Source organism: uncultured Aliiroseovarius sp. (assembly GCF_947497285.1).
GTDB lineage: Bacteria > Pseudomonadota > Alphaproteobacteria > Rhodobacterales > Rhodobacteraceae > Aliiroseovarius.
On record NZ_CANMFT010000001.1, the window covers coordinates 437,190 to 463,881 of the forward strand.

27 protein-coding genes are annotated in these 26,692 nt (G+C 59.8%); 13 read left to right on the plus strand and 14 right to left on the minus strand.

What is annotated here, in order from left to right:
* The first annotated feature begins 20 nt into the window (after window positions 1-20).
* From murI to Q0864_RS02100, 10 genes are all read left to right on the plus strand, one after another.
* Entirely contained in the window at window positions 21-833 is an 813-nt protein-coding gene (murI, locus tag Q0864_RS02055) for a glutamate racemase (RefSeq protein ID WP_298565668.1), read from the plus strand.
* A 54-nt stretch (window positions 834-887) separates the two neighbouring features.
* A complete protein-coding gene (gene argC / locus Q0864_RS02060) occupies window positions 888-1,916 on the plus strand; it encodes an N-acetyl-gamma-glutamyl-phosphate reductase (RefSeq protein ID WP_298565670.1) in 1,029 nt (342 codons plus the stop codon).
* A gap of 30 nt (window positions 1,917-1,946) precedes the next feature.
* Window positions 1,947-2,390 carry a cytochrome c maturation protein CcmE gene (gene ccmE / locus Q0864_RS02065; protein WP_248369537.1) on the plus strand — a complete coding sequence of 148 codons (444 nt, stop codon included), beginning with the start codon at window positions 1,947-1,949 and terminating at the stop codon, window positions 2,388-2,390.
* 67 nt (window positions 2,391-2,457) lie between these two features.
* Window positions 2,458-3,069, plus strand: coding sequence for a holin-associated N-acetylmuramidase (locus tag Q0864_RS02070; RefSeq protein WP_298565671.1), 612 nt, complete (start codon window positions 2,458-2,460; stop codon window positions 3,067-3,069).
* Window positions 3,060-3,674 carry a holin family protein gene (locus tag Q0864_RS02075; RefSeq protein WP_298565672.1) on the plus strand — a complete coding sequence of 205 codons (615 nt, stop codon included), beginning with the start codon at window positions 3,060-3,062 and terminating at the stop codon, window positions 3,672-3,674. Before Q0864_RS02070 ends, Q0864_RS02075 begins: the two co-directional genes overlap by 10 nt.
* Window positions 3,664-3,861 carry a hypothetical protein gene (locus tag Q0864_RS02080; RefSeq protein ID WP_298565674.1) on the plus strand — a complete coding sequence of 66 codons (198 nt, stop codon included), beginning with the start codon at window positions 3,664-3,666 and terminating at the stop codon, window positions 3,859-3,861. The genes Q0864_RS02075 and Q0864_RS02080 overlap by 11 nt, the downstream gene beginning before the upstream one ends.
* A gap of 127 nt (window positions 3,862-3,988) precedes the next feature.
* Window positions 3,989-4,411: a hypothetical protein gene (locus tag Q0864_RS02085; protein WP_298565675.1), complete on the plus strand. Its 423-nt coding sequence runs from the start codon at window positions 3,989-3,991 to the stop codon at window positions 4,409-4,411.
* Window positions 4,412-4,481: 70 nt separating this feature from the next.
* Complete coding sequence (locus Q0864_RS02090; protein ID WP_298565677.1) at window positions 4,482-6,452, plus strand: heme lyase CcmF/NrfE family subunit; 1,971 nt, start codon at window positions 4,482-4,484, stop codon at window positions 6,450-6,452.
* Entirely contained in the window at window positions 6,449-6,910 is a 462-nt protein-coding gene (locus tag Q0864_RS02095) for a cytochrome c-type biogenesis protein (protein ID WP_298565678.1), read from the plus strand. The genes Q0864_RS02090 and Q0864_RS02095 overlap by 4 nt, the downstream gene beginning before the upstream one ends.
* Window positions 6,911-7,018: 108 nt before the next feature.
* Window positions 7,019-7,795: an enoyl-CoA hydratase-related protein gene (locus Q0864_RS02100; RefSeq protein ID WP_298565679.1), complete on the plus strand. Its 777-nt coding sequence runs from the start codon at window positions 7,019-7,021 to the stop codon at window positions 7,793-7,795.
* Between the two features lie 3 nt (window positions 7,796-7,798).
* Here the strand turns inward: Q0864_RS02100 and Q0864_RS02105 are convergent, their stop codons facing one another.
* The 3 genes from Q0864_RS02105 to gltX all read right to left on the minus strand — a co-directional run bounded on the left by Q0864_RS02105 (window position 7,799) and on the right by gltX (window position 11,051).
* Window positions 7,799-8,173 carry a GFA family protein gene (locus Q0864_RS02105; RefSeq protein ID WP_298565680.1) on the minus strand — a complete coding sequence of 125 codons (375 nt, stop codon included), beginning with the start codon at window positions 8,171-8,173 and terminating at the stop codon, window positions 7,799-7,801.
* 107 nt (window positions 8,174-8,280) lie between these two features.
* Window positions 8,281-9,576, minus strand: a complete 1,296-nt coding sequence (gene gltA, locus Q0864_RS02110) for a citrate synthase (RefSeq protein WP_298565681.1) — start codon at window positions 9,574-9,576, stop codon at window positions 8,281-8,283.
* A gap of 68 nt (window positions 9,577-9,644) precedes the next feature.
* On the minus strand, window positions 9,645-11,051 hold the full coding sequence (gene gltX / locus Q0864_RS02115) for a glutamate--tRNA ligase (protein ID WP_298565682.1): 1,407 nt from the start codon (window positions 11,049-11,051) through the stop codon (window positions 9,645-9,647).
* 183 nt (window positions 11,052-11,234) lie between these two features.
* Between gltX and Q0864_RS02120 the strand changes: the two genes are divergently transcribed.
* On the plus strand, window positions 11,235-13,286 hold the full coding sequence (locus Q0864_RS02120) for a ComEC/Rec2 family competence protein (protein ID WP_298565684.1): 2,052 nt from the start codon (window positions 11,235-11,237) through the stop codon (window positions 13,284-13,286).
* Between the two features lie 61 nt (window positions 13,287-13,347).
* Window positions 13,348-14,322: a LysR family transcriptional regulator gene (locus tag Q0864_RS02125; protein ID WP_298565685.1), complete on the plus strand. Its 975-nt coding sequence runs from the start codon at window positions 13,348-13,350 to the stop codon at window positions 14,320-14,322.
* Window positions 14,323-14,350: 28 nt separating this feature from the next.
* Here the strand turns inward: Q0864_RS02125 and Q0864_RS02130 are convergent, their stop codons facing one another.
* The 11 genes from Q0864_RS02130 to secG form a co-directional block, all read right to left on the minus strand.
* The gene (locus tag Q0864_RS02130) at window positions 14,351-15,568 is read right to left on the minus strand and encodes an aminotransferase class I/II-fold pyridoxal phosphate-dependent enzyme (RefSeq protein WP_298565686.1); all 1,218 of its coding nucleotides are present in this window, start codon (window positions 15,566-15,568) and stop codon (window positions 14,351-14,353) included.
* A gap of 298 nt (window positions 15,569-15,866) precedes the next feature.
* The gene (locus Q0864_RS02135) at window positions 15,867-17,246 is read right to left on the minus strand and encodes a glutamine synthetase family protein (protein ID WP_298565687.1); all 1,380 of its coding nucleotides are present in this window, start codon (window positions 17,244-17,246) and stop codon (window positions 15,867-15,869) included.
* Window positions 17,246-17,926 (minus strand): type 1 glutamine amidotransferase, encoded by a 681-nt coding sequence (locus tag Q0864_RS02140; RefSeq protein ID WP_298565689.1) that lies wholly within the window; start codon window positions 17,924-17,926, stop codon window positions 17,246-17,248. Before Q0864_RS02140 ends, Q0864_RS02135 begins: the two co-directional genes overlap by 1 nt.
* Before the next feature lie 146 nt (window positions 17,927-18,072).
* A complete protein-coding gene (locus Q0864_RS02145) occupies window positions 18,073-18,879 on the minus strand; it encodes an ABC transporter permease subunit (protein WP_298565690.1) in 807 nt (268 codons plus the stop codon).
* The gene (locus tag Q0864_RS02150) at window positions 18,876-19,760 is read right to left on the minus strand and encodes an ABC transporter permease subunit (RefSeq protein WP_298565691.1); all 885 of its coding nucleotides are present in this window, start codon (window positions 19,758-19,760) and stop codon (window positions 18,876-18,878) included. Before Q0864_RS02150 ends, Q0864_RS02145 begins: the two co-directional genes overlap by 4 nt.
* 101 nt (window positions 19,761-19,861) lie before the next feature.
* Complete coding sequence (locus tag Q0864_RS02155; RefSeq protein WP_298565692.1) at window positions 19,862-20,584, minus strand: transporter substrate-binding domain-containing protein; 723 nt, start codon at window positions 20,582-20,584, stop codon at window positions 19,862-19,864.
* A 49-nt stretch (window positions 20,585-20,633) separates the two neighbouring features.
* Window positions 20,634-21,437, minus strand: coding sequence for an amino acid ABC transporter ATP-binding protein (locus tag Q0864_RS02160; protein ID WP_298565694.1), 804 nt, complete (start codon window positions 21,435-21,437; stop codon window positions 20,634-20,636).
* Between the two features lie 258 nt (window positions 21,438-21,695).
* Window positions 21,696-22,151 carry a TerB family tellurite resistance protein gene (locus Q0864_RS02165; protein WP_298565696.1) on the minus strand — a complete coding sequence of 152 codons (456 nt, stop codon included), beginning with the start codon at window positions 22,149-22,151 and terminating at the stop codon, window positions 21,696-21,698.
* Between the two features lie 101 nt (window positions 22,152-22,252).
* Window positions 22,253-22,930 (minus strand): hypothetical protein, encoded by a 678-nt coding sequence (locus tag Q0864_RS02170; RefSeq protein ID WP_298565697.1) that lies wholly within the window; start codon window positions 22,928-22,930, stop codon window positions 22,253-22,255.
* A complete protein-coding gene (locus Q0864_RS02175) occupies window positions 22,927-24,570 on the minus strand; it encodes a CTP synthase (protein ID WP_298565698.1) in 1,644 nt (547 codons plus the stop codon). The genes Q0864_RS02170 and Q0864_RS02175 overlap by 4 nt, the downstream gene beginning before the upstream one ends.
* A 247-nt stretch (window positions 24,571-24,817) precedes the next feature.
* Window positions 24,818-25,192 carry a preprotein translocase subunit SecG gene (secG, locus tag Q0864_RS02180; protein ID WP_298565699.1) on the minus strand — a complete coding sequence of 125 codons (375 nt, stop codon included), beginning with the start codon at window positions 25,190-25,192 and terminating at the stop codon, window positions 24,818-24,820.
* 195 nt (window positions 25,193-25,387) lie between these two features.
* Between secG and Q0864_RS02185 the strand changes: the two genes are divergently transcribed.
* A complete protein-coding gene (locus tag Q0864_RS02185) occupies window positions 25,388-26,683 on the plus strand; it encodes an adenylosuccinate synthase (RefSeq protein ID WP_298565701.1) in 1,296 nt (431 codons plus the stop codon).
* Window positions 26,684-26,692: the final 9 nt, after the last annotated feature.

Genomic DNA, 26,692 nt, shown 5'->3' on the forward strand with positions numbered 1-26,692 from the left:
CACGGACGGGACCAAAGACAATGGCAGTAGGGATTTTCGATTCAGGTCTGGGTGGGCTGACGGTGCTGGACGCCGTGACAAAACGTCTGCCCGATGTTGATTTCGTCTACTACGCTGACAGCAAGCATGCGCCTTATGGTGTGCGCGACGCCGATGACATCTATGACCTGACGACCACCGCCGTTCAGGCTTTGTGGGATCAGGGCTGCGATCTGGTGATCCTTGCGTGCAACACGGCCTCGGCGGCAGCGCTGCGCCGGATGCAGGAAAGCTGGGTTCCCGGCGACAAGCGTGTGCTGGGCGTCTTTGTGCCGTTGATCGAGGCGATGACAGAACGGAACTGGGGCGACAACTCGCCGCCGCGCGAAGTGGCGGTGAAACATGTGGCGCTGTTTGCCACGCCCGCCACCGTGTCCAGCCGTGCGTTCCAGCGTGAACTGGCTTTCCGGGCGATCGGCGTGGATGTGGAAGCGCAAGCCTGCGGTGGTGTCGTCGATGCGATTGAAGAGGGCGACATGATCCTGGCCGAAGCGCTTGTGCGCAGCCATGTGGACGCCTTGAAACGCAAGATGCCAAAGCCCGAGGCTGCGATCCTTGGCTGCACCCATTACCCGCTGATGGAACAGGTGTTCCAAGACGCGCTGGGCAAGGACGTGCAGGTTTACAGCCAAGCCAATCTGGTGGCCGAAAGCCTTGCCGACTACCTTGGCCGTCACCCTGAAATGTTGGGCGCGGGCGCGGGGTCGAAGTTCCTGACCACCGGCGACCCTGACCGGGTGTCCGACCGTGCCACCCAGTTTCTGCGACGAAAGATCACGTTCGACGCGGCCTGATTGAAGCGGGCCGATAAAACCACTACATCTTTCGCGAAGTCTCAGGAGGTCATGATGACCCACAAAATCGCCATTCTTGGTGCGTCCGGCTATACCGGCGCTGAACTTGTCAGGTTGATCGCAACCCATCCGACGATGGAAATCGTCGCCCTGTCCGCTGACCGCAAGGCGGGGATGGAGATGGCAGATGTCTATCCGCAGCTGCGCCACCTTGATCTGCCCAAGCTGGTCAAGATGGATCAGATCGACTTTGCGGATGTTGATCTGGCCTTCGCGGCCCTGCCGCATGGTCTTAGCCAAGCGTTGGTGCGTGATCTGCCCAAGTCGGTGAAGGTCGTGGACCTTGGTGCCGATTTCCGGCTGCGCGACCCAGCGGACTATGAGAAATGGTATGGCGCGCCGCATGTGGCGACCGAGCTTCAGAAAGAAGCGGTCTATGGGCTGACCGAGTTTTACCGCGACGACATCACATCTGCGCGATTGGTGGCCGGCACCGGCTGCAACGCGGCGACGGTGCAATACGCGCTTCGCCCGTTGATTTCAGCGGGCCTGATCGACCTTGACCGGATCATCTGTGATCTGAAGAACGGGGTGTCCGGGGCCGGGCGGTCTTTGAAGGAAAACATGCTGTTTGCTGAACGTTCGACCGATGTGCAGGGCTATGCGCAGGGTGGCACGCACCGGCATCTGGGCGAGTTCGATCAGGAGTTCTCAAAGCTGGCGGGCCGTCCGGTTCAGATTATGTTCACGCCGCACCTTGTGCCGGTGAACCGCGGCATTCTGGCCGATTGCTATGTCGACGGGGATGCGGACAAGATCCACGCAGCCTTGGTTGAGCAATATCAAGACGAACCGTTCGTGACTGTGCTACCCAAGGGCCAACTGCCCGGTATGGGGCATGTCATGGGGTCGAACCAATGCCATCTGGGCGTTGTAGGCGATCGCGTTCCGGGGCGTGCTTTGGTGGTGTCGGCGTTGGACAATCTATGCAAAGGATCGTCCGGTCAGGCGATGCAAAATGCCAACCTCATGTTGGGCGAGGATGAGACGACGGGGCTGATGATGCCCCCGGTCTTTCCATAAGTCTTTGAAAAGGAGCCGACCATGGCCGGTTTGAAAAGTCTGAAGAAAACACGACGAATCCAGATCATTGTTCTGGCATTTGTGGCGCTTGGGATCTCCACAGGGTTGATCGGCTATGCGCTGAAAGACGGGATCAACTATTACCGTTCCCCGACCGAAGTTCTGGCCGAACCGCCCAGCGAAAACGAGGTGTTTCGCATGGGTGGTCTGGTGTCAGACGGCACACTTGTGCGTGGTCAAAGCGAAACGGTGACCTTTTCCGTCACCGACGGTGGGGCGGTTGTGCCGGTCAGCTACACTGGCGTGTTGCCTGATCTGTTTGGTGAAAACCAAGGCATGATCGGCACTGGAAGCTATGTAAACGGCACATTCCAAGCCACGGAAATCCTTGCCAAACACGACGAAGATTATATGCCGAAAGAGGTTATCGACAGCCTCAAGGAAACCGGCGTTTACGTCGAGCCGACCTCCTGATTTGAGGTTTCTTAACGCTTCTTAACCAGCCTTACCCCCATGTTTGACATGCGGGGTATAGGCGCAAATGAAAAGCGTTGAAGAAATAGCGACCGAGATTGTCGCCCGCGAGGGTGGCTATGTAAACGACCCGGACGATCCGGGCGGCGCGACCAAATACGGCGTGACGATCCACACCATGCGGCGCCTTGGGTTGGATCTGGATCGCGACGGGAAGGTGACATCGAAGGATGTCAAAGCCCTGACCCGTGATCAGGCCCGCGACATCTTCCTGAAGCACTATTTCCAGAAACCCCGGCTGGCGGAGCTTCCGCGCCCGCTGCAGGCTTCCGTGTTCGATATGTATGTGAATGCGGGCGGCAATGCGGTTCGCATCTTGCAAAAGTTGCTCTTGAAGATGGGGTTCAAAGTTGCCGTAGACGGCGCGCTCGGCCCGCAGACCCTTGCGGTGGCGCGCGCGGCACTGACGGCTGCGCCCGATCACCTTGTGGACGCCTATGGGATCGAGCGGCGCAACTATTACTACAGGCTTGCCGATCGTCGGCCCAGTTCGCGCAAATACGCGCGACGACGCGATGGCGGCAAGGGGGGCTGGATCACCCGCGCCGAGGAATTCCTGTCGCCCCAGTATCACTTTTCAAATGAAGAACATCGCACGAGGACCGCAAAATGGGCCTGATTGACAGCGTTTTTAACATGGTTTTCGGGGCTGGCGGGTCGGGCGGAAATGTCGTTCGCGAAACCGCAGAGGTGTTTCGCGAGAACGCTGAGGCGGCCTCGGCCCGTGAAACTGACTTGCAGCGCGCCGCGATCGACGCCTTTGCCGCCGAGTTTGCACATTCTCGTTCTGGTCGCTTTGACCGCTTCATGGACGGTCTGAACCGTATCCCCCGACCCGCTCTTGCCCTGTCGACACTGGGGCTTTTTGTCGCCGCGATGGTCAGCCCTGCATGGTTTGCGGCGCGGATGCAAGGCGTGGCGTTGGTCCCTGAACCCTTGTGGTGGCTCATGGGGGTGATCGTCAGCTTCTATTTCGGCGCGCGTCACCAAATGAAAGGGCAAGAGTTGCAACGCGCACTGGCGGCGTCCTTGTCGTTGAGCGAGAGGCGGGTTCGGCGCGACCTGCAAGGCGAAACGGCGCCTATGCCGGTGGTGCAACGGCCCAAACAACCGCGCCCCAAACCCGCGGCTTCCCTGAGCGCGCCCATTCATACTCCGCGACCCGTCGATACCACGGCAAATGCAGCGCTTGCGGATTGGCAAAGGACACGCCGTGGCCGGTGATCTTCTTCTCAAACTGGTGGCCGAACACGGGCCGTGGGTGCTTTTGGTGTTCTACTTGCTCTATCGCGATCTTCAGAAGGATCAGGCCACGCGCGCGGTTCTGGACAAGAACTCGTCGATCCTGATCGAGATCACGACAATCATTCGCGAACGACTGCCCGCAGGCGGTGGAGTGGGGCGGGGATGACGGCGGTTGAAAGGGCGGCGCGCTGGCTTCGCGCCGCGGTGCTGGGTGCAAAGTTTAGACAAACACTTGAACGAAACGAACATGCTGCGGCCGAATTGGACGCGGTTGTGCGAAAGGTCTTGCAGAAATGAAACAAGCGTTTGCTTTGATGATGTTGCTCGCCGCCTTGCTGCAATTGGGATATCTGCTGGCGGGTTACGATGCGATCTATCAGATCGGATATGGGGCCATCACGCTGATGGGCCTGATGATTTCGCTGACTTTTCTGTGGCTTTACGTGCAGCGCGCGACCCCCTTGGCGCTTGGCATGGCCTACAGTTGGTCAGGGGCCAGTCTGGTGCTGGGCTGGTGGTGGATTTTTGCCCTCGCCGGCGAACCGGTTGTGATGAGCGAAAGTGCGGCCAATTTTGCGCCCCTTGCGCTCTATCTGACCGGTGCGGTCCTGCATTTCAGCGTGATTCATCGGTCGTTCGGAAGCCATGGCGCCGCCTTTCTTTGGCCAGCACTGGGCGCGGTGGCGCTGTCTACGTTGATCTATCTGGTGGTCTGACTGCACAAAGACGTGACGTGGTGCCGCATGGGGCTAGGCCCCGGTTGCGACTCCGTTTAAGGTCGCGCTCATGATTACAGAGCTTGGACATTTCGCGCTGATATTGGCGCTGGGCGTGGCGGTCACACAAATGATCGTTCCACTGATTGGGGCACATTACGGCTGGCGCAGCTGGATGGAGATGGCGGTGCCTGCGGCAACGATCCAGTTCCTGCTGGTGGCCGCGTCATTTTTGGCGCTGACTTACGCGTTTGTGACCTCGGATTTCTCACTGAAGCTTGTGACGCTGAATTCGCATTCCGCCAAACCGATGCTCTACAAAGTGTCGGGCGTTTGGGGGAATCACGAAGGGTCTATGCTTCTTTGGGTGCTGATCGTGACGCTGTTTGGCGCCATGGCAGCGTGGTTTGGGGGCAATCTTCCGATACGCCTGAAGGCGCGGGTGCTGGCGGTGCAAAGCTCGATCGCAGTGGCGTTTCTGGGCTTCGTCATCTTCACATCGAACCCGTTCGAACGCCTTGTGCAGCCGCCCTTTGACGGGCGCGATTTGAACCCACTTTTGCAAGACCCGGGTTTGGCCTTCCATCCGCCGTTCCTTTATCTGGGGTATGTCGGGCTTTCGATGGCCTTCTCGTTCGCCGTCGCCGCCCTGATCGAGGGGCGTATCGACGCTGCTTGGGGGCGCTGGGTGCGTCCTTGGACGCTGGCGGCTTGGGTTTTCTTGACTATCGGTATCGCGCTCGGCAGTTGGTGGGCGTATTACGAACTGGGTTGGGGCGGCTTCTGGTTCTGGGATCCGGTCGAAAACGCGTCCTTCATGCCTTGGCTCTTTGCCGCGGCCCTGCTCCATTCCGCGATTGTCGTGGAAAAACGAGAGGCGCTGAAGAGCTGGACCATCCTTCTGGCCATCCTTGCTTTCGGATTTTCGCTGATCGGTACGTTCATCGTGCGGTCAGGCGTCATTACTTCGGTCCACGCATTTGCCTCTGACCCGGAACGCGGCGTATTCATCTTGCTGATTCTACTGGTCTTTACCGGAGGCGCCTTAACCCTGTTCGCCGCCCGCGCGCGCGCGATGGAGGCACGTGGCGTTTTTGGTTTCGTCAGCCGCGAAAGTGCGCTGGTCAGCAACAACATCCTTTTGGCGGTCTCGGCGTTTGTGGTCTTTACCGGCACGATATGGCCGCTTATCGGTGAGATTTTTGACCGCAAGATCTCGGTCGGGGCGCCGTTCTTCGAAGCCGCTTTCACGCCCTTCATGGTGGTGTTGGCGCTGATTATGCCTATCGGGGCGATGTTGCCTTGGAAGCGCGCCAAACTTGGCCGCGCGGTAAAGGCACTGATACCTGCGTTCATCCTTGCTGTGGCCGTAGGGGCGCTGGTCTGGGCCATCCAGACGAACAAGTCCGCGCTGGGGCCGATTGGCATGTTTCTTGGCACGTGGCTCGTTGCGGGGGCGCTGGTCGATCTGGCCACGCGCACCGGGCGCGGCACGTTGTCTGGTCGCCTGTCACGGTTGACCCGTCTGCCCCGGTCCGACTGGGGCAAGCTGGCCGCACATTCCGGGTTCGGGATCACCATTATGGGGATCTGCGGACTTATGGCCTGGAGCGTCGAAGACATCCGCGTGGCGCAGATCGGTGAAACGTTCGATGTCTCTGAATACGAGGTCACGCTGGTTTCGGTCGGGCGTGAACAAGGTCCGAACTATTTCACCACGAAAGCAGAAATTCACGTCACCCGCGACGGGCAGGACGTGACCACCCTTTATCCCGAAAAACGCGTCTATCCGGTTCAGGCCATGCCGACGACCGAAGCCGCGATTGCAAACGGGTTCTGGCGTGACCTCTATTTGGTCATCGGTGATCCACAGGACAACGGTGGTTGGGCCGTGCGCACGTTTATCAAGCCTTTCGCCAACTGGATCTGGGCCGGGTCAATCATCATGGCGCTTGGTGGGCTGATCAGCCTGTCTGATCGTCGCTTCCGCGTCGCAGCAGGCGCCGCAAAGGCGCGCGCGCAAGGAGTGCCAGCGGAATGAAACGTCTGATCCTAGCAGGCCTTGTCGCCAGCGCCTTGTGCGCCACGCCAGCGGGTGCGGTTAATCCAGACGAAGTGTTGGACGACCCTGCGATGGAAGCGCGCGCACGCGATATTTCGGCTGATCTGCGCTGCGTTGTCTGCCGGGGCGAGAATATCGACGAAAGCAACGCCGCGATCGCCCGTGACCTTCGGCTTTTGGTGCGCGAAAGGTTGGAAGAAGGCGACAGCAACGAACAAGTCGTCGACTTCATCGTCGAACGCTATGGCGAATATGTCTTGATGAAGCCAAACCGTGCCGGCGCGAATGTGGTTTTGTGGGCGGCCGGGCCGATTGTGTTCATTTTGGCGATCCTGGCGGGGGGGCTTTACCTTCGGCGGCGCTCGCAGGCGAATGACGGCCCGAAAACGCTGTCTGACGACGAAGAAGCGCGGCTTGAGGAGATTTTGAAGGACTGACCGGTGAATTTTCACCTGTCGCGCTTGGGTTTTAGGTAAATGACGGAGCGTCCTCCTTTACCCGACCAACGGGTCAGATAAGCTGTGCCAAATTCCCGGGAGGACCGAATGGACTACGAAACGATCACGCTGGACACAACGGATGGGCTGGCCGTTCTAACCCTGAACCGCGCCGATGTGATGAACGCGCTGAATACACAGATGCGCGCTGAAATCACCCACGCCGTCAAAGACGCTGGCGATACTGCTCGGGCTTTGGTGATCACCGGGGCGGGGCGTGCGTTCTGTTCCGGGCAAGATCTTGGGGATCGTGCGAACGCCGCGCAAGTGGATCTGGAACGCACCCTTCGCGATGAATACGAACCGCTGTTAAAGGCGATCTATACCTGCCCGATCCCTACGATTTCGGCGGTAAATGGGGCTGCGGCCGGGGCAGGGGCGAACATCGCGCTGGCTGCGGATGTGGTCATCGCGTCAGAAAGCGCCTTTTTCATGCAAGCGTTTGCGCGCATTGGCCTGATCCCGGACGCTGGCGGCACGTATTGGATGCCGCGTCAGATGGGGTTCGCAAAAGCCATGGGCGCCGCGCTGTTTGCCGAAAAGATGACCGCCCGCGAAGCAGCTGACACTGGGTTGATATGGGAATGCGTCGCAGATGATACGTTCGAAGCGACCTGGCGCGCCCGTGCCGCACAGTTGGCACAGGGGCCGACGCTGGCGTATCGCAACATCAAGACAGCTCTGCGCAGCTCGATGAGCAACACGCTGGACGAACAACTGGCGCTTGAGGCCAAGTTGCAGGGCGAATGCGGCAACTCGCGCGACTTCAAGGAAGGCGTTCTGGCGTTTCTAGAAAAGCGTAGCCCCGACTATGAGGGACGTTAGAGCCTAGGCCTGATCCCAAGGCTGCCGCGCGTCTTCAAAGACATCTTTGCCGCGTTCAAAAAGCGTCGGATCGTTAAGTGCACCAGCGTAAATGGCTATGGCATCTGGCATGCGGGATGTCGCTTTCAACAGCGGCGATCCACAATCGCGACAGAATATGAACTCCAACATTGATCCCGAATCCGCCCTTTGGCGGTAGGTTTTTGTCGGCCCCTTGGTCATCAGCGCATCGCGGTGAACCATCATTTGTGGGGCGTGTCCGGCCCCGGTCACGTGTTGGCAATCTCTGCAATAGCATTGAATTGTGAAGCGTATTTCGCCGGTATAGTCGAATTGGCACGCTCCACACAGGCAGCTGCCAGACAGATACTGAGACATGTCCAACCTCCTTGATTGATAGAGTAGCCAGTAGCTTGATGCGCGCTATGAAAACAAAAAAAGCCGCCAAAATCGGCGGCTTTTTTCTGGTTTTGGCGAATGGCGTCTTAGCGCTTTGCAACATCCACATAGTCGCGCAGCGTTTCGCCCAGATACAACTGGCGCGGACGGCCGATTTTCTGGCCCGGATCGCCCAGCATCTCTTTCCACTGCGAAATCCACCCAACGGTGCGCGACAGCGCGAAAATTGGTGTGAACATCGAGGTGGGGAAGCCCATGGCCTCAAGGATGATGCCCGAATAGAAATCGACATTCGGATACAGCTTCTTCTCAACGAAATAGGGGTCTTCCAGCGCAATGCGCTCAAGCTCTTTCGCGACTTTCAGCGTTTCGTTGTTGTCGATGCCCAGAAGGCCCAGAACCTCGTCTGCGCTTTCCTTCATGACCTTCGCACGCGGGTCGAAGTTCTTGTAGACGCGGTGACCAAAGCCCATCAGGCGGAACGGATCGTTCTTGTCCTTGGCGCGGGCCACGTATTCCGGGATGTTGTCGACCGAACCGATTTCACGCAGCATCTCAAGGCAGGCTTGGTTCGCACCGCCATGCGCTGGCCCCCACAGACAAGCGATGCCAGCTGCGATACAGGCAAACGGGTTGGCACCCGACGACCCGGCCAGACGCACGGTCGAGGTCGAGGCGTTCTGTTCGTGATCAGCGTGCAGGGTGAAAATGCGGTCCATCGCTTTCGACAGGATCGGGTTCACCTCGTATTCCTCGCACGGAACGGCAAAGCACATGCGCAGGAAGTTCGAGGCGTAATCCAAATCGTTTTTCGGATAAACGAACGGTTGTCCGACGGAATACTTGTAGGCCATCGCGCAGATGGTGGGCAGTTTGGCGATCATGCGGATCGCGGCGACTTCACGCTGCCATTCGTCGTTCACATCGGTCGAGTCGTGATAGAAGGCGGACATTGCCCCGACAACGCCAGTGATAATCGCCATCGGGTGCGCGTCACGGCGGAACCCGGTGAAGAACTTGATCATCTGCTCGTGCACCATTGTGTGGTTGGTGACGCGGCTTTCGAAATCGATCAGTTCAGCTTCGGTCGGCAGTTCACCATACAGCAGCAGGAAGCACACTTCGAGGTAATGCGATTTCTCGGCCAGCTGGTCGATCGGATAGCCGCGATACAGCAGCTCGCCTTTGTCGCCGTCGATGAAGGTGATTGTCGAATCGCAGCTTGCCGTCGAGGTGAAGCCAGGGTCATAGGTGAACACGTCACCTTTTGCATACAGCTTGCGGATGTCGATCACGTCGGGGCCCGCCGTGGGCGAATATATCGGCAGCTCCAGATCTTTGTCGCCAAAGGTAAGCTTTGCAGTTCCGGTCGGTTTGGCCATCTATTTATTCCCTTCGTGTTCGTATCTATCCGCGTCCACCCCGGATGGGTCGGACGCGTGTGTTTGTTCTATGCGCTTGCATCTTCAAGGCGAGCAACAGTTTCGTCACGGCCAAGAACAAGCATCATATCAAAAACGCTTGGGGTCACGGCGCGACCGGCAAGGGCTGCCCGCAAGGGAGCAGCCAGTTTGCCAAACTTGGTCCCGTGAGCTTCGGCAAGCTCGTTCAGGATCCCTTCCAGCGTGTTGCGATCCCAGCTAGCATTTTGCAGCTGCGGCGTCAATTCTTTCAGTATACCACGGGATACTTCATCCAGTGCCTTTGCTGCTTTCTCGTCCTGTTCGATGGGGCGGGTCGCGGTTGCAAAGCTCGCCTTTTCAAGGAGTTGCGGGAATGTCTTCGCCCCCGTTTTCAACACATACATCGCATCTGTCAAAAGTTGACGTTGCTGCGGTTGCAAAGGGATTTGCCCGATTGCGGCCAGAAAAGCTTCAAGCTCGGCCATCACTTCGGCATCGTCCATCGCCGCGAGGTGTTGCCCCGATAGGTTGTCGAGCTTTTTGAAGTCAAACCGCGCTGGGCTTTTGCCGATTCCCTTCAGGTCAAACCACTCCAACGCCTGCGCGTCGGTGAAGTATTCGTCATCCCCGTGGCTCCACCCCAGACGCGCCAGATAGTTGCGCATCGCGCGGGCGGGATAGCCCATGGCTTGGTATTCCTCGACCCCCAACGCGCCGTGGCGTTTGGACAGTTTCTTGCCGTCAGGGCCGTGGATCAGTGGGATATGCGCCCAAACCGGCACATCCCACCCCATGGCTTGATAAACAAGCTGCTGACGTGCGGCGTTGTTCAGGTGATCATCCCCCCGAATGGCATGGGTCACGCCCATATCGTGATCGTCAACGACAACAGCCAGCATGTAAGTGGGTGTGCCATCAGACCGTAAACAAATCATGTCGTCGAGCTGATCATTTCGGATGGTGACATTGCCCTGAACAGCATCGTCGATGATCGTTGCCCCCTCGCGCGGGGCTTTCAGGCGGATCACGTAAGGCGCATCCGGGTGGGTCGCGGGGTCCGCGTCGCGCCACGGCGATTGGAACAACGTCGATTTCCCAGCTGCGCGCGCATCGTCGCGAAACGCCTGAATTTCGTCCTGCGTGGCAAAGCACTTATAGGCATGGCCGTTCGCCAGCATCTCATGCGCAACCTCGGCGTGGCGGTCGGCACGGTCGAATTGGCTGATCACCTCGCCGTCATGGTCAAGACCAAGCCACTCCATACCCTTCAGGATCGCCGACGTCGCCTCGGGCGTTGACCGGGCGCGGTCGGTGTCCTCGATCCTCAGCAGGAACTTCCCGCCGCGGCCACGGGCGAAAAGCCAGTTGAACAACGCAGTGCGGGCCCCCCCGATATGCAGGTATCCAGTCGGGGACGGGGCGAAGCGGGTGACGATCTGATCGGTCGGTGCCATGGACGTTAACCTTTTGGAAACCATGCAGGAGTTAAGCAGGTATGAAAGCGTTTCGGGTGTCTGCCCAAGACCGCGAGACACTGACAAGCCTACAGACCGCAACGGGCCGGGCGCCTGTCAGGGAGTGGCGCGGTTCGGGTATATTCCCCATCGCTTTACGAAATACGGAGGCCGTGAACAAGGGTGCTGGTCCAGAAGATCCTGACGCGTATCGAAGAAGAACGCGGGCGGCTGCTGAATTGGGCGCCGCTGTGTCTGGGTTTTGGGATCGGGCTCTACTTTGCATCGCCCCAAGAACTTGGGCCCACCGCCTATGGGCTGCTGATCGCCACCGTGGTGGTGGCGCTTGTTGTGGTATGGCTGCGCCCATGGGGCATCGGCCCCTTGGCAGTCGCGCTTGGTTTGGTCGCCTTTGGCACATGCTGGGCGGGAGCGCGTGCGCATTGGGTGGCGGCGCCGGTTCTGGATTTTCGCTACTACGGTCCGGTCGAAGGCCGCATCGTTACCATCGACAGGTCGCAATCTGATGCGGTGCGCCTGACCCTCGATCACGTCAGGCTTGACGATGTGGCACCCTGGAAACACCCCCGCCGCGTGCGCGTGTCCTTGCATGGCAACCAAGCGTTTCTGACCCCTGAAATCGGCCAGCGCGTGGCGCTCACGGCTCATTTGTCCGGTCCTAACGGCCCCGTCGAACCGGGCGGGTTTGATTTCCAGCGCATGGCTTGGTTTCGCGACATCGGGGCGGTGGGCTATACCCGCGTGCCTGCGCTGTTGCTTGCCAAGCCAAAGCGTGGCGTAGTGTTGGCCGTCACACGTATGCGGCAAGACATCTCGGCTTGGGTGCGCAGCGTGTTGCCGGGTGAAACCGGCGCCTTTGCCGCAGCGATCACCACAGGGGATCGGTCGGCCATGAGCCAGACCACGCTGCAAGCGCTCAGAGGGTCAAATCTGGCCCACCTTCTGGCGATTTCCGGACTGCATATGGGGCTATTGACCGGGTTCGTGTTTCAAGCCCTGCGAATAATGTTCGGGCTTTGGCCTTGGCTCGCGTTGCGCTATCCGGTCAAGAAGCTGGCCGCGGTCGTGGCGATTGCCTCCGGGGCCTTCTATCTGGCGCTGTCGGGTGGCAACATCGCGACTGAACGTGCCTTCATCATGGTGGCAACCATGTTCGTCGCCATATTGTTTGACCGCCGCGCCCTGACCCTGCGCGCGGTCGCGATGGCGGCGATCATCGTTTTGGTGTTGCACCCCGAAGCCCTGACCGAACCCGGTTTCCAAATGTCCTTTGCCGCGACGACGGCGCTGGTTGCGGTGTTCGGTTGGCTGCGCGATCGCGCAAAGAGCGACACGGCCCGGCGCGCGCCGAAATGGGCGCGGCCCATTCTGGCGGTGGTCATCTCGTCTGCCGTGGCGGGGCTGGCCACCGCACCCTTTGGCGCCGCGCATTTCAATCAGGTCAGCCACTTCGGGCTGGTGGCAAACCTGCTGTCGGTGCCGGTTATGGGTGCATTGATCATGCCGCTGGCGGTGCTTTCTGCGATGCTGGCGCCTTTGGGGCTTGGCTGGGTGCCGGTCAAGGCGATGGGCCCCCCCATCGACTGGATCATCTGGGTTGCAGGCCGCGTGGCCGGGCTGGACGGAGCCATTGGGCAGGTCGTGGCCCCACCTGACGCTGTGCTGCCTTGCGTGGCGGTGGGTGGGATCCTCGTCACACTACTGGTCGGTAAGGAGCGGCTTGTCGGTCTTGTCCCGCTGGGGTTGGCCTTGGTTCTATGGATGCAGGCCGAACGCCCGCCACTTCTGGTCAGCGCCTCTGGTGGCTTGGTTGGTGTGATGACCAAATCGGGCCGGGCCTTGTCGAAACCCAAAGGTGAAGGTTTTGCAGCCCGATCTTGGCTCGAGAACGATGGCGACGCTGCGGACCAGGACGCGGCATCTGCCCGTCCGGGGTTCGATGGTGAAAAGGGCTTTCTGCGCGTAGACCTTGACGGATTGCGACTTGTCCACCTGAGCGGCCGGGGCGCCGAGGCGCAACTGCCACGCGCCTGCGCCCAAGCCGATCTGGTGATCCTGTCCGCGTGGCGCAAAGCCGATGCGCCTGCCGGGTGTGTCCTTCTGGACAGGGCCGGGCTGGCCAAGACGGGTGCCGTCGCCCTTTGGCCCGAACCCGGCGGTTTTCGCGTTGAAACAACAGTGTCACGCACCGGGGACCGACTATGGACCAGATAGGCACCGATGCCTGTTGCCCGGCGCGCGCAAAGCCCCTAGCGTTTCGTGAAAGGAGCGCACCATGGTCGAAACAGCAGGACGGATCACCCTTTGGGGGGTCGAGGTGTTTGTCGCTGCGGCCGACGAGCGTTCGATTTCGGTGGCGGCGCGACGGCTGGGGGTCAGCCCGTCATCCGTCAGCCAGCAACTCACCAACCTTGAAACTGCGCTGGGCACCCTGTTGGTGGACCGATCCGCACGCCCCTTGGCTCTGACGCCCGCAGGGGGGCTGTTTTTGAAGCGCGCGCAGACAATCCTGAACGAGGCTGAGCAGGCGCGCGCCGAACTGACCCTTGGGGCGATGTCGCACCTGTCGCGGTTGCGCCTTGGCATGATCGAGGATTTCGACGCAGACGTGACACCCCGCCTGTTGTCGGACATGGCGGCCGATCTGGACGGAACGCGCTTCTTGCTGGAAACCGGCGCGTCGCACCGGCTGCACGACCAACTGGATGCCCGTGCGCTGGATGTGATCGTCGCTGCCGACACCGGTGCCTCGGCCCCGTGGATGGAGGTGCATCCGGTATTGGAAGAACCCTTCGTCGCCGCCGTGCCCAAGGGAGCGATCGGTCAAGCCGACCCGATGGAGGTGCTGCGCGCCCTGCCGTTGGTGCAATACACGGCGCGACACCATATGGGGCGGGTAATCTCGGCCAATCTGGCGCGCCAGAATCTGCGACTGGACAACCGGTTCGAGCTGGACAGCTATCACGCCATCATGGCGATGGTGGCGGCAGGTGCAGGATGGACCATTATCACCCCGCTTGGCTTTTTCCGCGCGCAACGCTTTCGCGCCGCCGCCGATCTGATCCCGCTGCCCTTCGCCCCCTTCACCCGCCGCATCAATCTGACGGCCCGTCAGGATGTGCTGGGCGATTTGCCCCGCGACATGGCCCGGCGCCTGACTGCAGTTCTGGATGATCTGGTCGTTCAGCCCGCACAGAAGGAATTTCCCTGGCTGCGCGATGGTGTGCGGCTGCTGGGGAAACAATCCTGACAGTCTGGCCCGGTGCTGGGTGCGGGTGTCAGGCGGCTGTTTCAGCCTTTGCTGATTTGACCTCGGCGGCGGCATCGACCAGCGCCGCGGCGATGAAGTCCAGGTCTGGTCTTTTCAGACGCACCGGTAGACGCGTGTCACAAGCCCGCATCAGCATGTCGCGTGTCTGGGGCAAGTCACCCTGATCCCCGATGAAATGCCAGTTCCAGAAGGCCCGCGCATTGTCGGTGCTCATCCCGAAGACCTGAACAGACACGCCGCGCACCTTCGCCGCACTTTGAAAGGCAAGCGTGTCGTCATCGCTCATGCCGACAAGGTTGAACTGAATGGAATCAGGCGCGCGGGTTTCAGCTGGCAGGGCAGGGGGCACGTCGATCCAAGGGCTCTGGTTCAGCTTTGCGGCCACATAATCGTGGTTTATCAAACCATCTCTGACCCGGCGCGCAAGCTCGGGCAGTTGCGGGCGGATGACCGCCGCCGACAGGTTTGACAGCCGCGAGTTGTAGAGCGGCAGTTGGTTTTGCCAGCGCGCAAAGGCCTCTTCCAACGCTGGTGTGTTGTCGCCGTGCGGGCCTTTGTGCTTTTTCCAATTGTGCTCGTAGGCGCCGGACATGATGACGGCACGCGCAATCAAATCGGCGTCATCGGTGATCATAATCCCGCCCTCGCCGGCATTCAGCATCTTGTAGGACTGAAACGAAAAACAGCCGATCTTGCCAATCGTCCCAATCTTGCGGCCATGCCACAACGTGCCCAACGAATGCGCCGCGTCTTCGATGACCGGCACGCCGCGCGCCTCGCACAGCGCCATGATCGCATCCATGTCCGAGGTGTGACCGCGCATGTGGCTGATGATCACGGCATGGATATCATCGGTCAGCTTGCGGTCAAAATCGGCCATATCCAAGCGGTAGTTGTCCTGAACCTCTACCAGAACAGGCTGGCAGTCCGCATGCACGATCGCGCTTGGCACGGCGGCAAATGTGAAGGCAGGGATTAGGACCTTCGCGTCGCGCGGAAGGTCCAGCGCTTTCAGCGACAAGAACAGCGCGGCCGAGCAACTTGCCACAGCCAACGCGTATTTTGCCCCCATCAATTCGGCGAACTCAGCTTCCAGCAAGCTAACGGGCGCGTCTTCAGGGGCGGTATACCGGAACAAGTCCCCGGATTGCAGCAGCCGGTCAATCTCGGCTCGTGCGGCGTCGGGGATGGGTTCGGCGTCATAGACATTCGGGGCGAGGGTCATGTCCTGGTCCTGCTCAATGGGCGAGATTCGAACATTTCAGAATTGCCGAAACTCTTCTTCGGATTATCTGTAGGTCAAAATGCTACGGAAAACCAGACCATATCGCCCCCGTTCCCTGTGAGTTCGATGAGGAAGATCGGGGGCTTGTGGTTATGATAGCCCATCACCGAGCGCCGAGCTTGCGCGGACCAAGGCCATCGGCGTCGGACAAACGGCTGTGGTGACGCTTGTGTCGAATATAGGGGCAGGCTGGGCAGTTGCGACCATGTCGGGCGTAACGCGCCCAGCCCTTCAAGTATTAGACGTTCAGCAAAAGATGCTCACGCTCCCACGGGCTGATGACTTGCAAAAACTCATCAAGCTCGGTGTGCTTCACGATGGAGTAGACGCGTGCGAACTCCGGCCCCAGCACCTCGTGCATTTGCTTGGCTTCGTCAAACAGCTCAAGCGCATAGCCCTGATCGCGCGGGATATCTTCTTCGCCCTCGTAGGCGTCACCCTTGTATAGCGCTTTCGGGCGCTTTTCTTCCATCAGGCCCAGATATCCGGCCGCCAAGCTGGCAGCGATTCCCAGATAGGGGTTGCAATCCATCCCGGCGATGCGGTTTTCGACACGTCGTGCCTTGGGGGAAGACAGCGGCACACGGATCCCCGTCGTGCGGTTGTCACGGCCCCACTCAAGGTTAATGGGCGCGGCGTTGTCTTTCACATAGCGTCGATAGCTGTTCACATAGGGCGCCAGCACCGCCACCACGCTGGGCAGGTGGTTCTGCATCCCCGCGATGAAGTGGAAGAAAGCATCGGTGTCGCCGCCTTGCGGGCCTGCAAAGATGTTTTCGCCTGTCTCAATGTCCAACACCGAATGGTGGATGTGCATCGCCGACCCCGGCTCTTCCGCGATCGGCTTGGCCATGAAGGTGGCGAAACAATCGTGGCGCAGGGCGGCTTCGCGGATCAGGCGTTTGAAATAGAACACTTCGTCCGCCAGCTTGATCGGGTCACCATGGATCAGGTTGATCTCAAGCTGACCGGCGCCACCTTCCTGCGTGATGCCGTCAATCTCGAACCCTTGGGCTTCGGCGAAATCATAGATATCGTCGATCACCGGCCCGAACTCGTCGACAGCCGTCATCGAGTAAGCCTGACGCGCCGCAGCAGGACGACCCGAGCGGCCCATCATCGGCTTGATTTTCTCGGCCGGGTCGATGTTGCGGGCGACCAGATAAAACTCCATCTCGGGCGCAACGATCGGCTCCCACCCTTGGGCATGATACAGCTCGACCACGCGGCGCAGCACGTTGCGTGGGCTGAACGGGATCGGTTTGTTGTTGCGATCAAACGCGTCATGGATCACCTGAAGCGTCCAGTCCCCGGTCCAGGGGGCTGCTGTGGCGGTGGACATGTCCGGCTTCAGCGTCATGTCGCGTTCCAGAAAACCTTCGTCGCCGGCCGCTTCGCCCCAGTCGCCTGTGATGGTTTGGTAGAACACGCTGTCGGGCAGGTGGAAATAGTCCTGACGGGCGAACTTGCGGGCCGGAACCGCCTTGCCGCGGGCGATGCCTGGAAGGTCCGAGATGATGCATTCGACCTCGTCCAGCCGTTTGCCGTCCAGATATTCTTGTGCGGCCTCGGGCAGGTTCTTCATCCACGACGTGGAATTTGGCTTGGTCGTGTCCATTACTTGTCTCCCTTGTTCAACACGTCGGCCATTCGGTCGGCAAATGCCGGCGCGTCCACGGGTTGGGATAGATTGTCTTGAGCGGCGTTCAGAATGTCGTCAGAGACATTGCCGCGCCCGCGGTGTTGGATCAGCGCGTCGATCATCTTGGCTGTGAATTCCGGGTGCGGTTGAATCGTCATGATTCGGTCCCCGATCATGAACCCGGCATTGGCGCAGAAATCATTGCTGGCAAAGACGCGCCCCCCTTCGGGCAGTTCAACCACTTGGTCCTGGTGCCAGGCATTCAAAGCGATCTGTTCACCGTCGATGTCATAAGTTTGCCGCCCGACCGCCCAGCCGCCATCGAACTTGGCAACCTTGCCGCCAAGCGCTTGCGCAATGATCTGGTGGCCGAAGCATACGCCCACCAATGGGCGCCCCGCATCGCGAATCTGGCGGATCAACGCCTCAAGGGGCGCGATCCAGTCGTGGTCTTCGTAGGCGCCGTGTTTCGACCCCGTGATCAGCCAACCATCTGCTGCATCAGGTCCGCTGGGGAAGTCGCCATCAACGACGCTGTAGGTCGTGAAGTCATAGCCATATCCGTCCAGCAGGCGGGTGAACATCTGGCCATAGTCGCCAAGTTCGTCGCGCACTTCATCGGGAGAATGGCCGGTTTGAAGGATACCGATCCTCATGAGTCACCAAATTTGATCAAATTATGATTTGGACATTATCCGAGCCACTCGATCGGGGCAAGAGGGGAAAATCAAAGGTCGCATTCATGCCCTTGGTGGGACTGGATCTCGGTGCTTGCGAAGGGGCCATGTGCGATGGCGGACCGCTACCGCATCAACGTGCGCATGAACCCGGGACGACGAATAACCGCTTGCGGCAAGTGCCGATTCAACCGTTTTCCGATTGTTCCGAAAACCGTGATCACCACCAAGGTCAGCAGGATGAAAAACCCGGCCAGAATGGGGTAGGGGATGAACGGGTTGAACGTCTTGTCGGCGAAGTAGCTTGCATAATAAAGAGCGTCACCGCGCTGCTGCCAGACCGGAAAGCCTGAGAAATAGACCAGTGCGGTCGCGTGGAACAGAAAGATCGCCTCGTTCGTATAGGCCGGCCAAGCCAGCCGCAGCATTGACGGCCATACGATCCGTTTGAACCGTGTCCACCCCGTGATGCCATAGGCGTCAGCAGCTTCCAGATCACCTTTTGGGATTGATTGCAGCGCACCGTGGAAGATCTCGGCGGTATAGGCGGTGGTGTTCAGAAACAACACAAGTGCTGCGCCCAGCCACGCCGAGGTAAACGGCGCGAGGAATGGAAGGCTCTGTTTCAGCACCACGAAAAGCGCATAGGCAAAGAACATCTGGATGAACAAGGGCGACCCGCGAAACACGTAGACGAAGAATTCGGCCGGTTTACGCAGCCAATAGAGCTGGCTGTTCTTGGCCAGCGCCACGGCGGTTGCGGCAAAAAAGCCAAACGCAATCGCGATCAGCCCGAAATAGATGTTCCAGATCATGCCTGATCCGATCAGGGTGATCTGCTCGCACAGGGTGAAATCTTCCCGAGGCAGAAGCCGCTCACCAATGCCAACTGATCGCAGCGCATAGTCCTGAATGGTTTGAAGGCAGCTCATTGGGCGGCCTTTCTTTGGGCTTCACCGGCGGCGGTGGCCTGTCCATGCGACAAGCGGGCCGAGATCCGTTTGAACACCCGTTCACTGACCGAGGTCAGCATCAGATAGAACACAAGCAGACCGAAGAAATAGATCGCATGCCAATTGCCATGCGGATAATCAGAAAAGCGCGCCGTCTTGGTGCCGCCAAGTTCGCGTGCCCAATAGACGATATCCTCAACCCCCAGCAGGAACAGAAGCGGTGTCGCCTTGACGAGGATCATCCAAAGGTTGGACAGGCCGGGCAACGCATAGACCCACATCTGCGGCACGAGGATGCGCCAAAAGGTCTGGCGCTGGGTCATGCCATAGGCTTCTGCGGTTTCCAGCTGGGCGCGCGGAACGGCCCGCATGGCACCGAAAAGGACGTTGGCGGCAAACGCGCCGAACACGATGGAAAAGGTCAGCACCGCAAGCGAGAACCCATAGGTTTCGTGCACCCATTGTGGGCTGGTGGACAAGGGTAACTTGGCCTGCGTGCAGACCACGAAATCACTGCCCTGACGAATTGGTTCCGACCAATCGGGGCACTTGACCTTGTGGCGCAGGTATTCGAACGCCTGATCCAGCGCGATAACGAAGAACATGAAAAACGCGATGTCCGGCACGCCACGCACGATCGCCGTGTAGGTCTTGCCCAAAAGGCTGAGCGGTAGGAACCGCGACCGTGCGGCGGCGGCCCCTGCAAAGCCGAACAAAAGCGCGACCGGTGCGGTGATCAGCAAAAGCACGATGACCGTGACGAACGAGCCATAGAACCCCAAATGCTTGCCTGTGGTGAGGTAGCAGCTGAGCCAGCTCAGGCCCTCAAGCGTCGACGGATCAGAGCAGTAGGAAAACATTGCAGATACCGGTTGGGGATCGTGCCACCTTGAACGGTCCGTCTCGGACCGGGTGGCAGGGATGGCCCGCGCAACAGATGTGCGCGAGCCAACGGGTCATATTAGAACTGCGAAGCGACTTCCCACTTGGCAATCAACGTGTTCAGCGTGCCGTCGTCCTTCATGGACTGGATCGCCGCATCGAAGATGTCGCGCAGTTCGGTGTCGCTTTCGCGGAAACCCATACCGACGCCGCCGCCGATCATTTCCATCCGCTCCAGCATCACCAACCCGTCCGAACCGACCATGGTGTCAAGGAAGCTCTTGTCGGCTAGAACCGCATCGGCCTCGCCACCTTTTACGGCCGCGACAGTTTCTTCGGGTGTCGGAAACTCGACAAGGGTCCAGCCCTGTTCCGCCACGAACGCCGCCTGAATGGTGGTCGCTTGCGCTGCAACAACGCCAGTTGCCGGGTCGACATCAGCCGACATCGCACCATAAGCCGAGGGATCTGGCGGGGTGTAGGGTTGGGTGAAGTCAATCACTTCGTCGCGTTCGTCGGTGATCGACATGCCCGCGATGATCGCATCATAGTTGCCGGAAACGAGGTTGGGGATGATCGTGTCCCATTCGTTCTTGACCCATTCACAGGTCAATTCGGCGCGCTTGCACAGCTCGTCGCCCAGCTCGCGTTCGAAGCCGTCGATCTCGCCGGCATCGTTCACGAAGTTCCACGGCGCATAGGCACCTTCCGTGCCCAAACGCACGGTCTTGCCGTGGTTGTCCGCCATAGCGAAGCCGGCGGTAAGCGCCAGTGCTGCGGTTGAAAGGATCAGCTTTTTCATTGGTTTACTCCCTTAGTGGTGTTGTTTGGTTTCTTTGTTGTTGAACAGGTCAGCTCGATTGGGTGGCTGACAAAAACTGTTGGAGCCGCTCGCTTTTGGGCGACCCGAACAGGGTTTCGGGTGGGCCTTCTTCTTCGATCAGGCCTTGATGCAGAAAGATAACATGGTCCGATACATCCGCGGCCAGTCGCATGTCGTGGGTCACGATCACCATTGTGCGGCCTTCGAACGCCAGATCCCGGATGACCTTGACGACCTCTTGTTCAAGTTCGGGATCAAGCGCCGAGGTGGGTTCGTCAAACAACAGCGCCTTTGGCTCCATGCACAGCGCGCGCGCAATCGCGGCACGTTGTTGTTGCCCGCCCGACAATTGAGCAGGCCAGACATCGCATTTGTCGCCAATGCCCACTTTCGCCAGATAGGCGCGTGCTTTTTCTTCAACCTCGGCCTTGTCGCGCCCCAACACGGTAACGGGGGCCTCCATCACGTTTTGCAAAATGGTCATATGGGACCAGAGGTTGAACTGCTGAAACACCATCGACAGGTTTGTGCGAATGCGTGTCACCTGAGCCCGGTCAGCGGGATGGCGGTGCATGGCATGGCCGCGCCACTTGATCGGCTCGCCTTCGAACAGGATGTCGCCCTGCTGGCTGTCTTCAAGCAGATTGGCACAGCGCAGCAACGTCGATTTGCCAGAGCCGGACGACCCGATCAGGGACACCACGTGCCCCCGCTCCGCCACCAGATCGACGCCCTTGAGGACCTCAAGCGCCCCATAGCTCTTGTGAAGATCATGGATTTCGATCACGGGGGACGTGTCTGAGGATTTTTGGGCAGCTGTGTCTAGTGGCACGTAGGAACCTGACGGTAAACAAGTGATGTGACATCGGAGTAGGGCGCAATTTGACATGAATTGCAACGGCGAAAAGGCGGGGAAGTCACGTAAATCAGGGCGAATGGACGGTGCAACCGACAATTTGCGCCTGTCCTGCGCGCATGAGTTGAATGCGCCGGGCTGCATGTCTGCATCTGGCGCATCGCGTTCAGCCGCGAAGGACTGCGGCGAAATCTGGTGTGCTGGGCCAGAGCAGTTGGCAGCTTTGGCGCGCGCCTAGGCCCGATCGGCCTCAATCAATTCGGCTGCCCGCAAGCGGGCGTGATTGTTTTCAAGGTCGGTGATGCCCAGAAAGCGAGGGATCATGCGCATCAGGGCATCTTCCTCGACCGAACGCGTGCCATCTGCCAACACGACGGACCACGCGGCTTCGACCACCGACAGGCGGTCCTCAAGCGGTACGGCTTCTTTCACGGTGTTGGTGAAGCGCACCGTGTCGGGGGCGGCTTCCTCAAGAAGCTCCGCCTCGCGCCGAAGCTCGATCGCGTCATCCTGCGACAAGCCATAACGTTGCGACAGGATATGGGTGATCGCGTCGGTTTCAGCCGTTTCATATTGGTGATCGGACCGGGCAAGGCGCACCAGAAGGGCGGCGATTGCCAACCGGGCATCTGCATCGTCAAACGGGTCAGGCGCGGGCTGGGTGAGTTTGGCAAGAAGGGATCGGATCATGGGGGAAACCTATGCGATACGTCGAAAAAAACCAGACTGTTGTGGCACCGGGGCCAGTCACCTTTGCGTCAGCGGGCCGTGCAATGGGCCGGTGCAACGTGTCAACTGCCCGGACTGTCTAAAGAATAGCGGATGTCGTCAATGGCAATCCCGCCCGGATCGCGGTGCGTCAGGGTGATCGCCGCAGCAGGCGGTGTGACCTGCACCGCGATCTTCGTCACACCATGTGCAGGGGTGACGGTATGGCGCGCGATTTCATGGCCTGACGGGGCAAAGAAGGTCAGCATGACAGGCCCCGGTTGTGGGCGCGCGCCCAGCGGGTCGGCATAATCCGCATGCAGTTTCAGCGCAAAGCCCGTGATCGTGCCGTCAAAGACAAAGGCCAACGCCCCTTCGCCCCGCCCGGACCGCTGTGCAAACCCGTCCGGTCCAAGGGGAAAACCCGCTGTTGATCCGAAACCTGCGTGGAAGGCCACGGCCAGAACCGCAGCCTTGCCGCCGATATCCGCGATAAGCGGCAGGGTGGGCTGGCCGGTCAGCAGTTCGAACCCGTCGGTCGACTCAATGGACTGGCCACGCAGCCTTGCGCCAATGGACAGGCCGGGAAAGACCAATGGACCCGTCAGCGCCAGCCCAGGTTCGGGCAGGGTTGGGTAGCTCTCAAAATCAACATGGCCGGACAACTGCGCGGCCATATCGTCGTATTCAACCGGGGTCACGCTGCCTGCCAGCGCGGGGGGCGCGGCAAGGATCGCTCCTGCCAGAAGCGCCCGGATCATACCAAGCGCTCGACCTCTTTCGCTGCGCGCACGAAATCGGCGAACAGGGGGGCAGGGTCGAACGGTTTGGATTTCAGTTCCGGGTGGAACTGCACGCCGATGAACCATGGGTGGTCTTCCCACTCGACGATCTCGGGCAGGCGCCCATCAGGCGACATGCCGGAAAACTTCAAACCGCAGCTTTCCAACTGCTCACGATACTTCGTGTCCACCTCATAGCGGTGACGGTGGCGTTCTTCGATTGTCGTATCGCCATAGATCTGCGCCACTTTCGACCCTTCGCTTAGGGTTGCCGTGTAGGCGCCAAGTCGCATCGTGCCGCCCTTGTCGTCGGACACCGCGCGCTTGACCTTGTAGTTGCCCTGCACCCATTCCTTGAGGTGATAGACAACTGGCGTAAAGCGGGTTTCACCGGCCTCGTGGTCAAATTCTTCTGACCCGGCATCGGTGATGCCTGCCACATTCCGGGCCGCTTCGACCACCGCCATCTGCATTCCCAGACATATGCCCAGATAGGGGATCTTGCGTTCACGGGCGAATTGCGCGGCCCTGATCTTGCCTTCGGTGCCGCGTTCGCCAAAGCCGCCGGGCACAAGGATGGCGTGGAACCCTTCCAGATAAGGCGCGGGGTCTTCCTGACCAAACAACTCTGCATCGACCCATTCAAGACGCACCCTGACACGGTTGGCCATGCCACCATGCATCAGGGCTTCTTTGATTGACTTATAGGCGTCTTCTAGCTGGGTATACTTGCCCACAACGGCCACGCGCACTTCGCCTTCGGCGTTGTGAATGCGGTCTTCGACATCTTCCCAGCGACGCAGGTCGGGTTTGGGGGCGGGGGCGATCTGGAACGCATCCAGCACGGCCTGATCCAGACCGACATGGTGAAACGCCATCGGGGCTTCATAGATCGACTTCAGGTCATAGGCCGGAATCACAGCGTCAAGGCGGACGTTACAAAACAGCGCGATCTTGGCGCGCTCTTTTTCCGGGATGGTGTGTTCGGCGCGGCAAACCAACACGTCGGGCGCGATGCCGATTGAGCGCAGTTCCTTCACCGAGTGCTGGGTGGGTTTGGTCTTCAATTCGCCCGAGGCCGCAAGGAACGGCAACAAGGTCAGGTGCATGAAGATGCACTGGCCACGCGGGCGTTCTTGACTGAACTGGCGGATCGCTTCAAAAAAGGGCAGGGCTTCGATGTCACCGACCGTGCCGCCGATTTCACACAGCATGAAATCAACCTCGTCATCACCAATTTCGATGAAGTCTTTGATTTCGTTGGTGACGTGCGGGATCACCTGAATGGTTTTGCCCAGATAATCGCCGCGCCGCTCTTTCTCCAAAACGGTTGTGTAAATGCGCCCGGAACTGACCGAGTCCGTGTTGCGCGCCGCGACGCCGGTGAACCGTTCATAGTGACCAAGGTCCAGATCGGTTTCCGCGCCGTCATCGGTGACGAACACCTCGCCGTGCTCAAACGGGCTCATCGTGCCGGGGTCGACGTTCAGGTAAGGGTCAAGCTTGCGCATCCGCACCGAATACCCACGCGCCTGTAACAGCGCGCCAAGGGCCGCCGCGGTCAGCCCCTTGCCCAATGAAGAAACAACACCACCGGTGATGAAAATGTAACGTGCCATGCGTCAGGCTGCCCCCGTGAAACCGGCGCAAAGGCGCCTTAGATTATTGGCTCTCGAACTCGCGAAACGGCCACAAAAAAGGCCCCAGCGAATCCGCTTTCCACGGGGTTAAAGAGATAACCGATTCCGATGCCCCGCGCAACCGGATCGCAAGATGATGGGGCAGGAAATCCGCCCCTCCTCAAGGTATTGTGGGTATTAGCGCGTTTTGAGATTAAGTTGTGACACAACTTGGTCTCGAAACGCTTTAGTCTGCGCGTGGCGGGGTCAGGCTATCGTCGGCACCGCCCGTCGGGGGCAGCAGGTCCGTGACGTCAGGCGTAACAGGCGCGTCCGTATCCGGAGCGACCGGTGCTTCAAGCCCAAGCGTATCAATAACCGAACTGTCGGCCGAATTCTTGGCTGCAATGACCGTCAATGTGATCGAGGTGCCCAGAAACGCAATGGCAAACAGCCAGGTCAACTTGCCCAAGGCCGTGGCAGCCCCGCGCGACGACATGATGCCGCCACCGCCGCCACCGCCGCCGATGCCCAGGCCACCGCCCTCGGAGCGCTGCAAAAGCACGATCCCGATCAGGCTGAGCGCCAGGATCAGGTGAATGACGAGGATGACGTTTTCCATAAGCGACGCTTCCGTGGCTGGGGTTCGTTTGATCTGCGGGGCTATGTAGGGGAAAAGCGGGGGGGGCGCAAGAAGGCGCGCGTCTGGATTCTGCCCTTTATGCCCTTTGTCACGCCATTCACGGTTTTCGGCTTTCCCGCAGGGGCTAGTCCCGCTATGACCAGTGCGGGTTTTCTTTTTGATAGGAAAAAGACCATGGCGAATGTCGTTGTTGTAGGCGCCCAGTGGGGCGATGAAGGAAAAGGCAAGATCGTTGACTGGCTCAGCGAACGTGCCGATGTGATCGCGCGCTTTCAGGGCGGTCACAATGCGGGCCACACGCTGGTCGTTGAAGGCGAGGTCTACAAGCTGCACGCTTTGCCATCCGGCGTTGTGCGTGGTGGCAAGCTGTCGGTGATCGGCAACGGCGTCGTGCTGGACCCCTGGCACCTGCTGAACGAGATTGAGACGATCACCAAGCAAGGCGTCGACATTTCGCCCGAGACCCTGATGATCGCCGAAAACACGCCGCTGATCTTGCCGTTCCACGGCGAACTGGACCGCGCGCGCGAAGAGGCCGCCAGCAAGGGCACCAAGATCGGCACCACCGGGCGCGGGATCGGCCCTTGTTATGAAGACAAGGTTGGCCGCCGAGCGATCCGCGTGGCCGATCTGGCCGATGATACAACGCTGGAAGCGCGTGTTGACCGTGCGCTGCAACACCACGACCCGCTGCGCAAAGGTCTGGGGATCGAAGCGATCGACCGCGACGCCCTGATTGCGCAGTTGAAGGAGGTCGCGCCGAAGATCCTGCGCTTTGCCGCGCCGGTCTGGAAAGTGCTGAATGAGAAACGCAAGGCGGGCAAGCGGATTCTGTTTGAAGGGGCGCAAGGCGCGCTTCTGGACATTGACTTCGGCACCTATCCCTTTGTGACCTCGTCCAACGTGATCGCCGGGCAGGCGGCGACGGGCGTGGGCCTTGGCCCTGGCTCGATCGACTACGTGTTGGGTATCGTGAAGGCCTATACGACCCGCGTGGGTGAAGGCCCGTTCCCGACCGAGCTTGACGACGCGGACGGCCAACGCCTTGGCGAACGCGGCCATGAATTTGGCACCACGACCGGGCGCAAGCGCCGCTGTGGTTGGTTCGATGCCGCCCTCGTGCGCCAGACCTGCGCCACCTCGGGTGTGTCCGGGATTTCGCTGACCAAGCTCGACGTTCTGGACGGGTTTGAGACGCTGAAAATCTGTGTGGGATATGAGCTGGACGGCAAGCGGATGGACTATCTGCCCACCGCGTCGGATCAACAGGCGCGCTGCACGCCGATCTATGAAGAAATGCCCGGCTGGTCGGAAACGACCGAAGGCGCGCGCAGTTGGAATGATCTGCCTGCCAACGCGATCAAATACGTGAAACGGGTGGAGGAACTTATCGACTGCCCGGTCGCTCTTTTGTCCACCAGCCCCGAACGTGACGATACGATTCTTGTCACCGACCCGTTTGCCGATTGATCGGGCGCG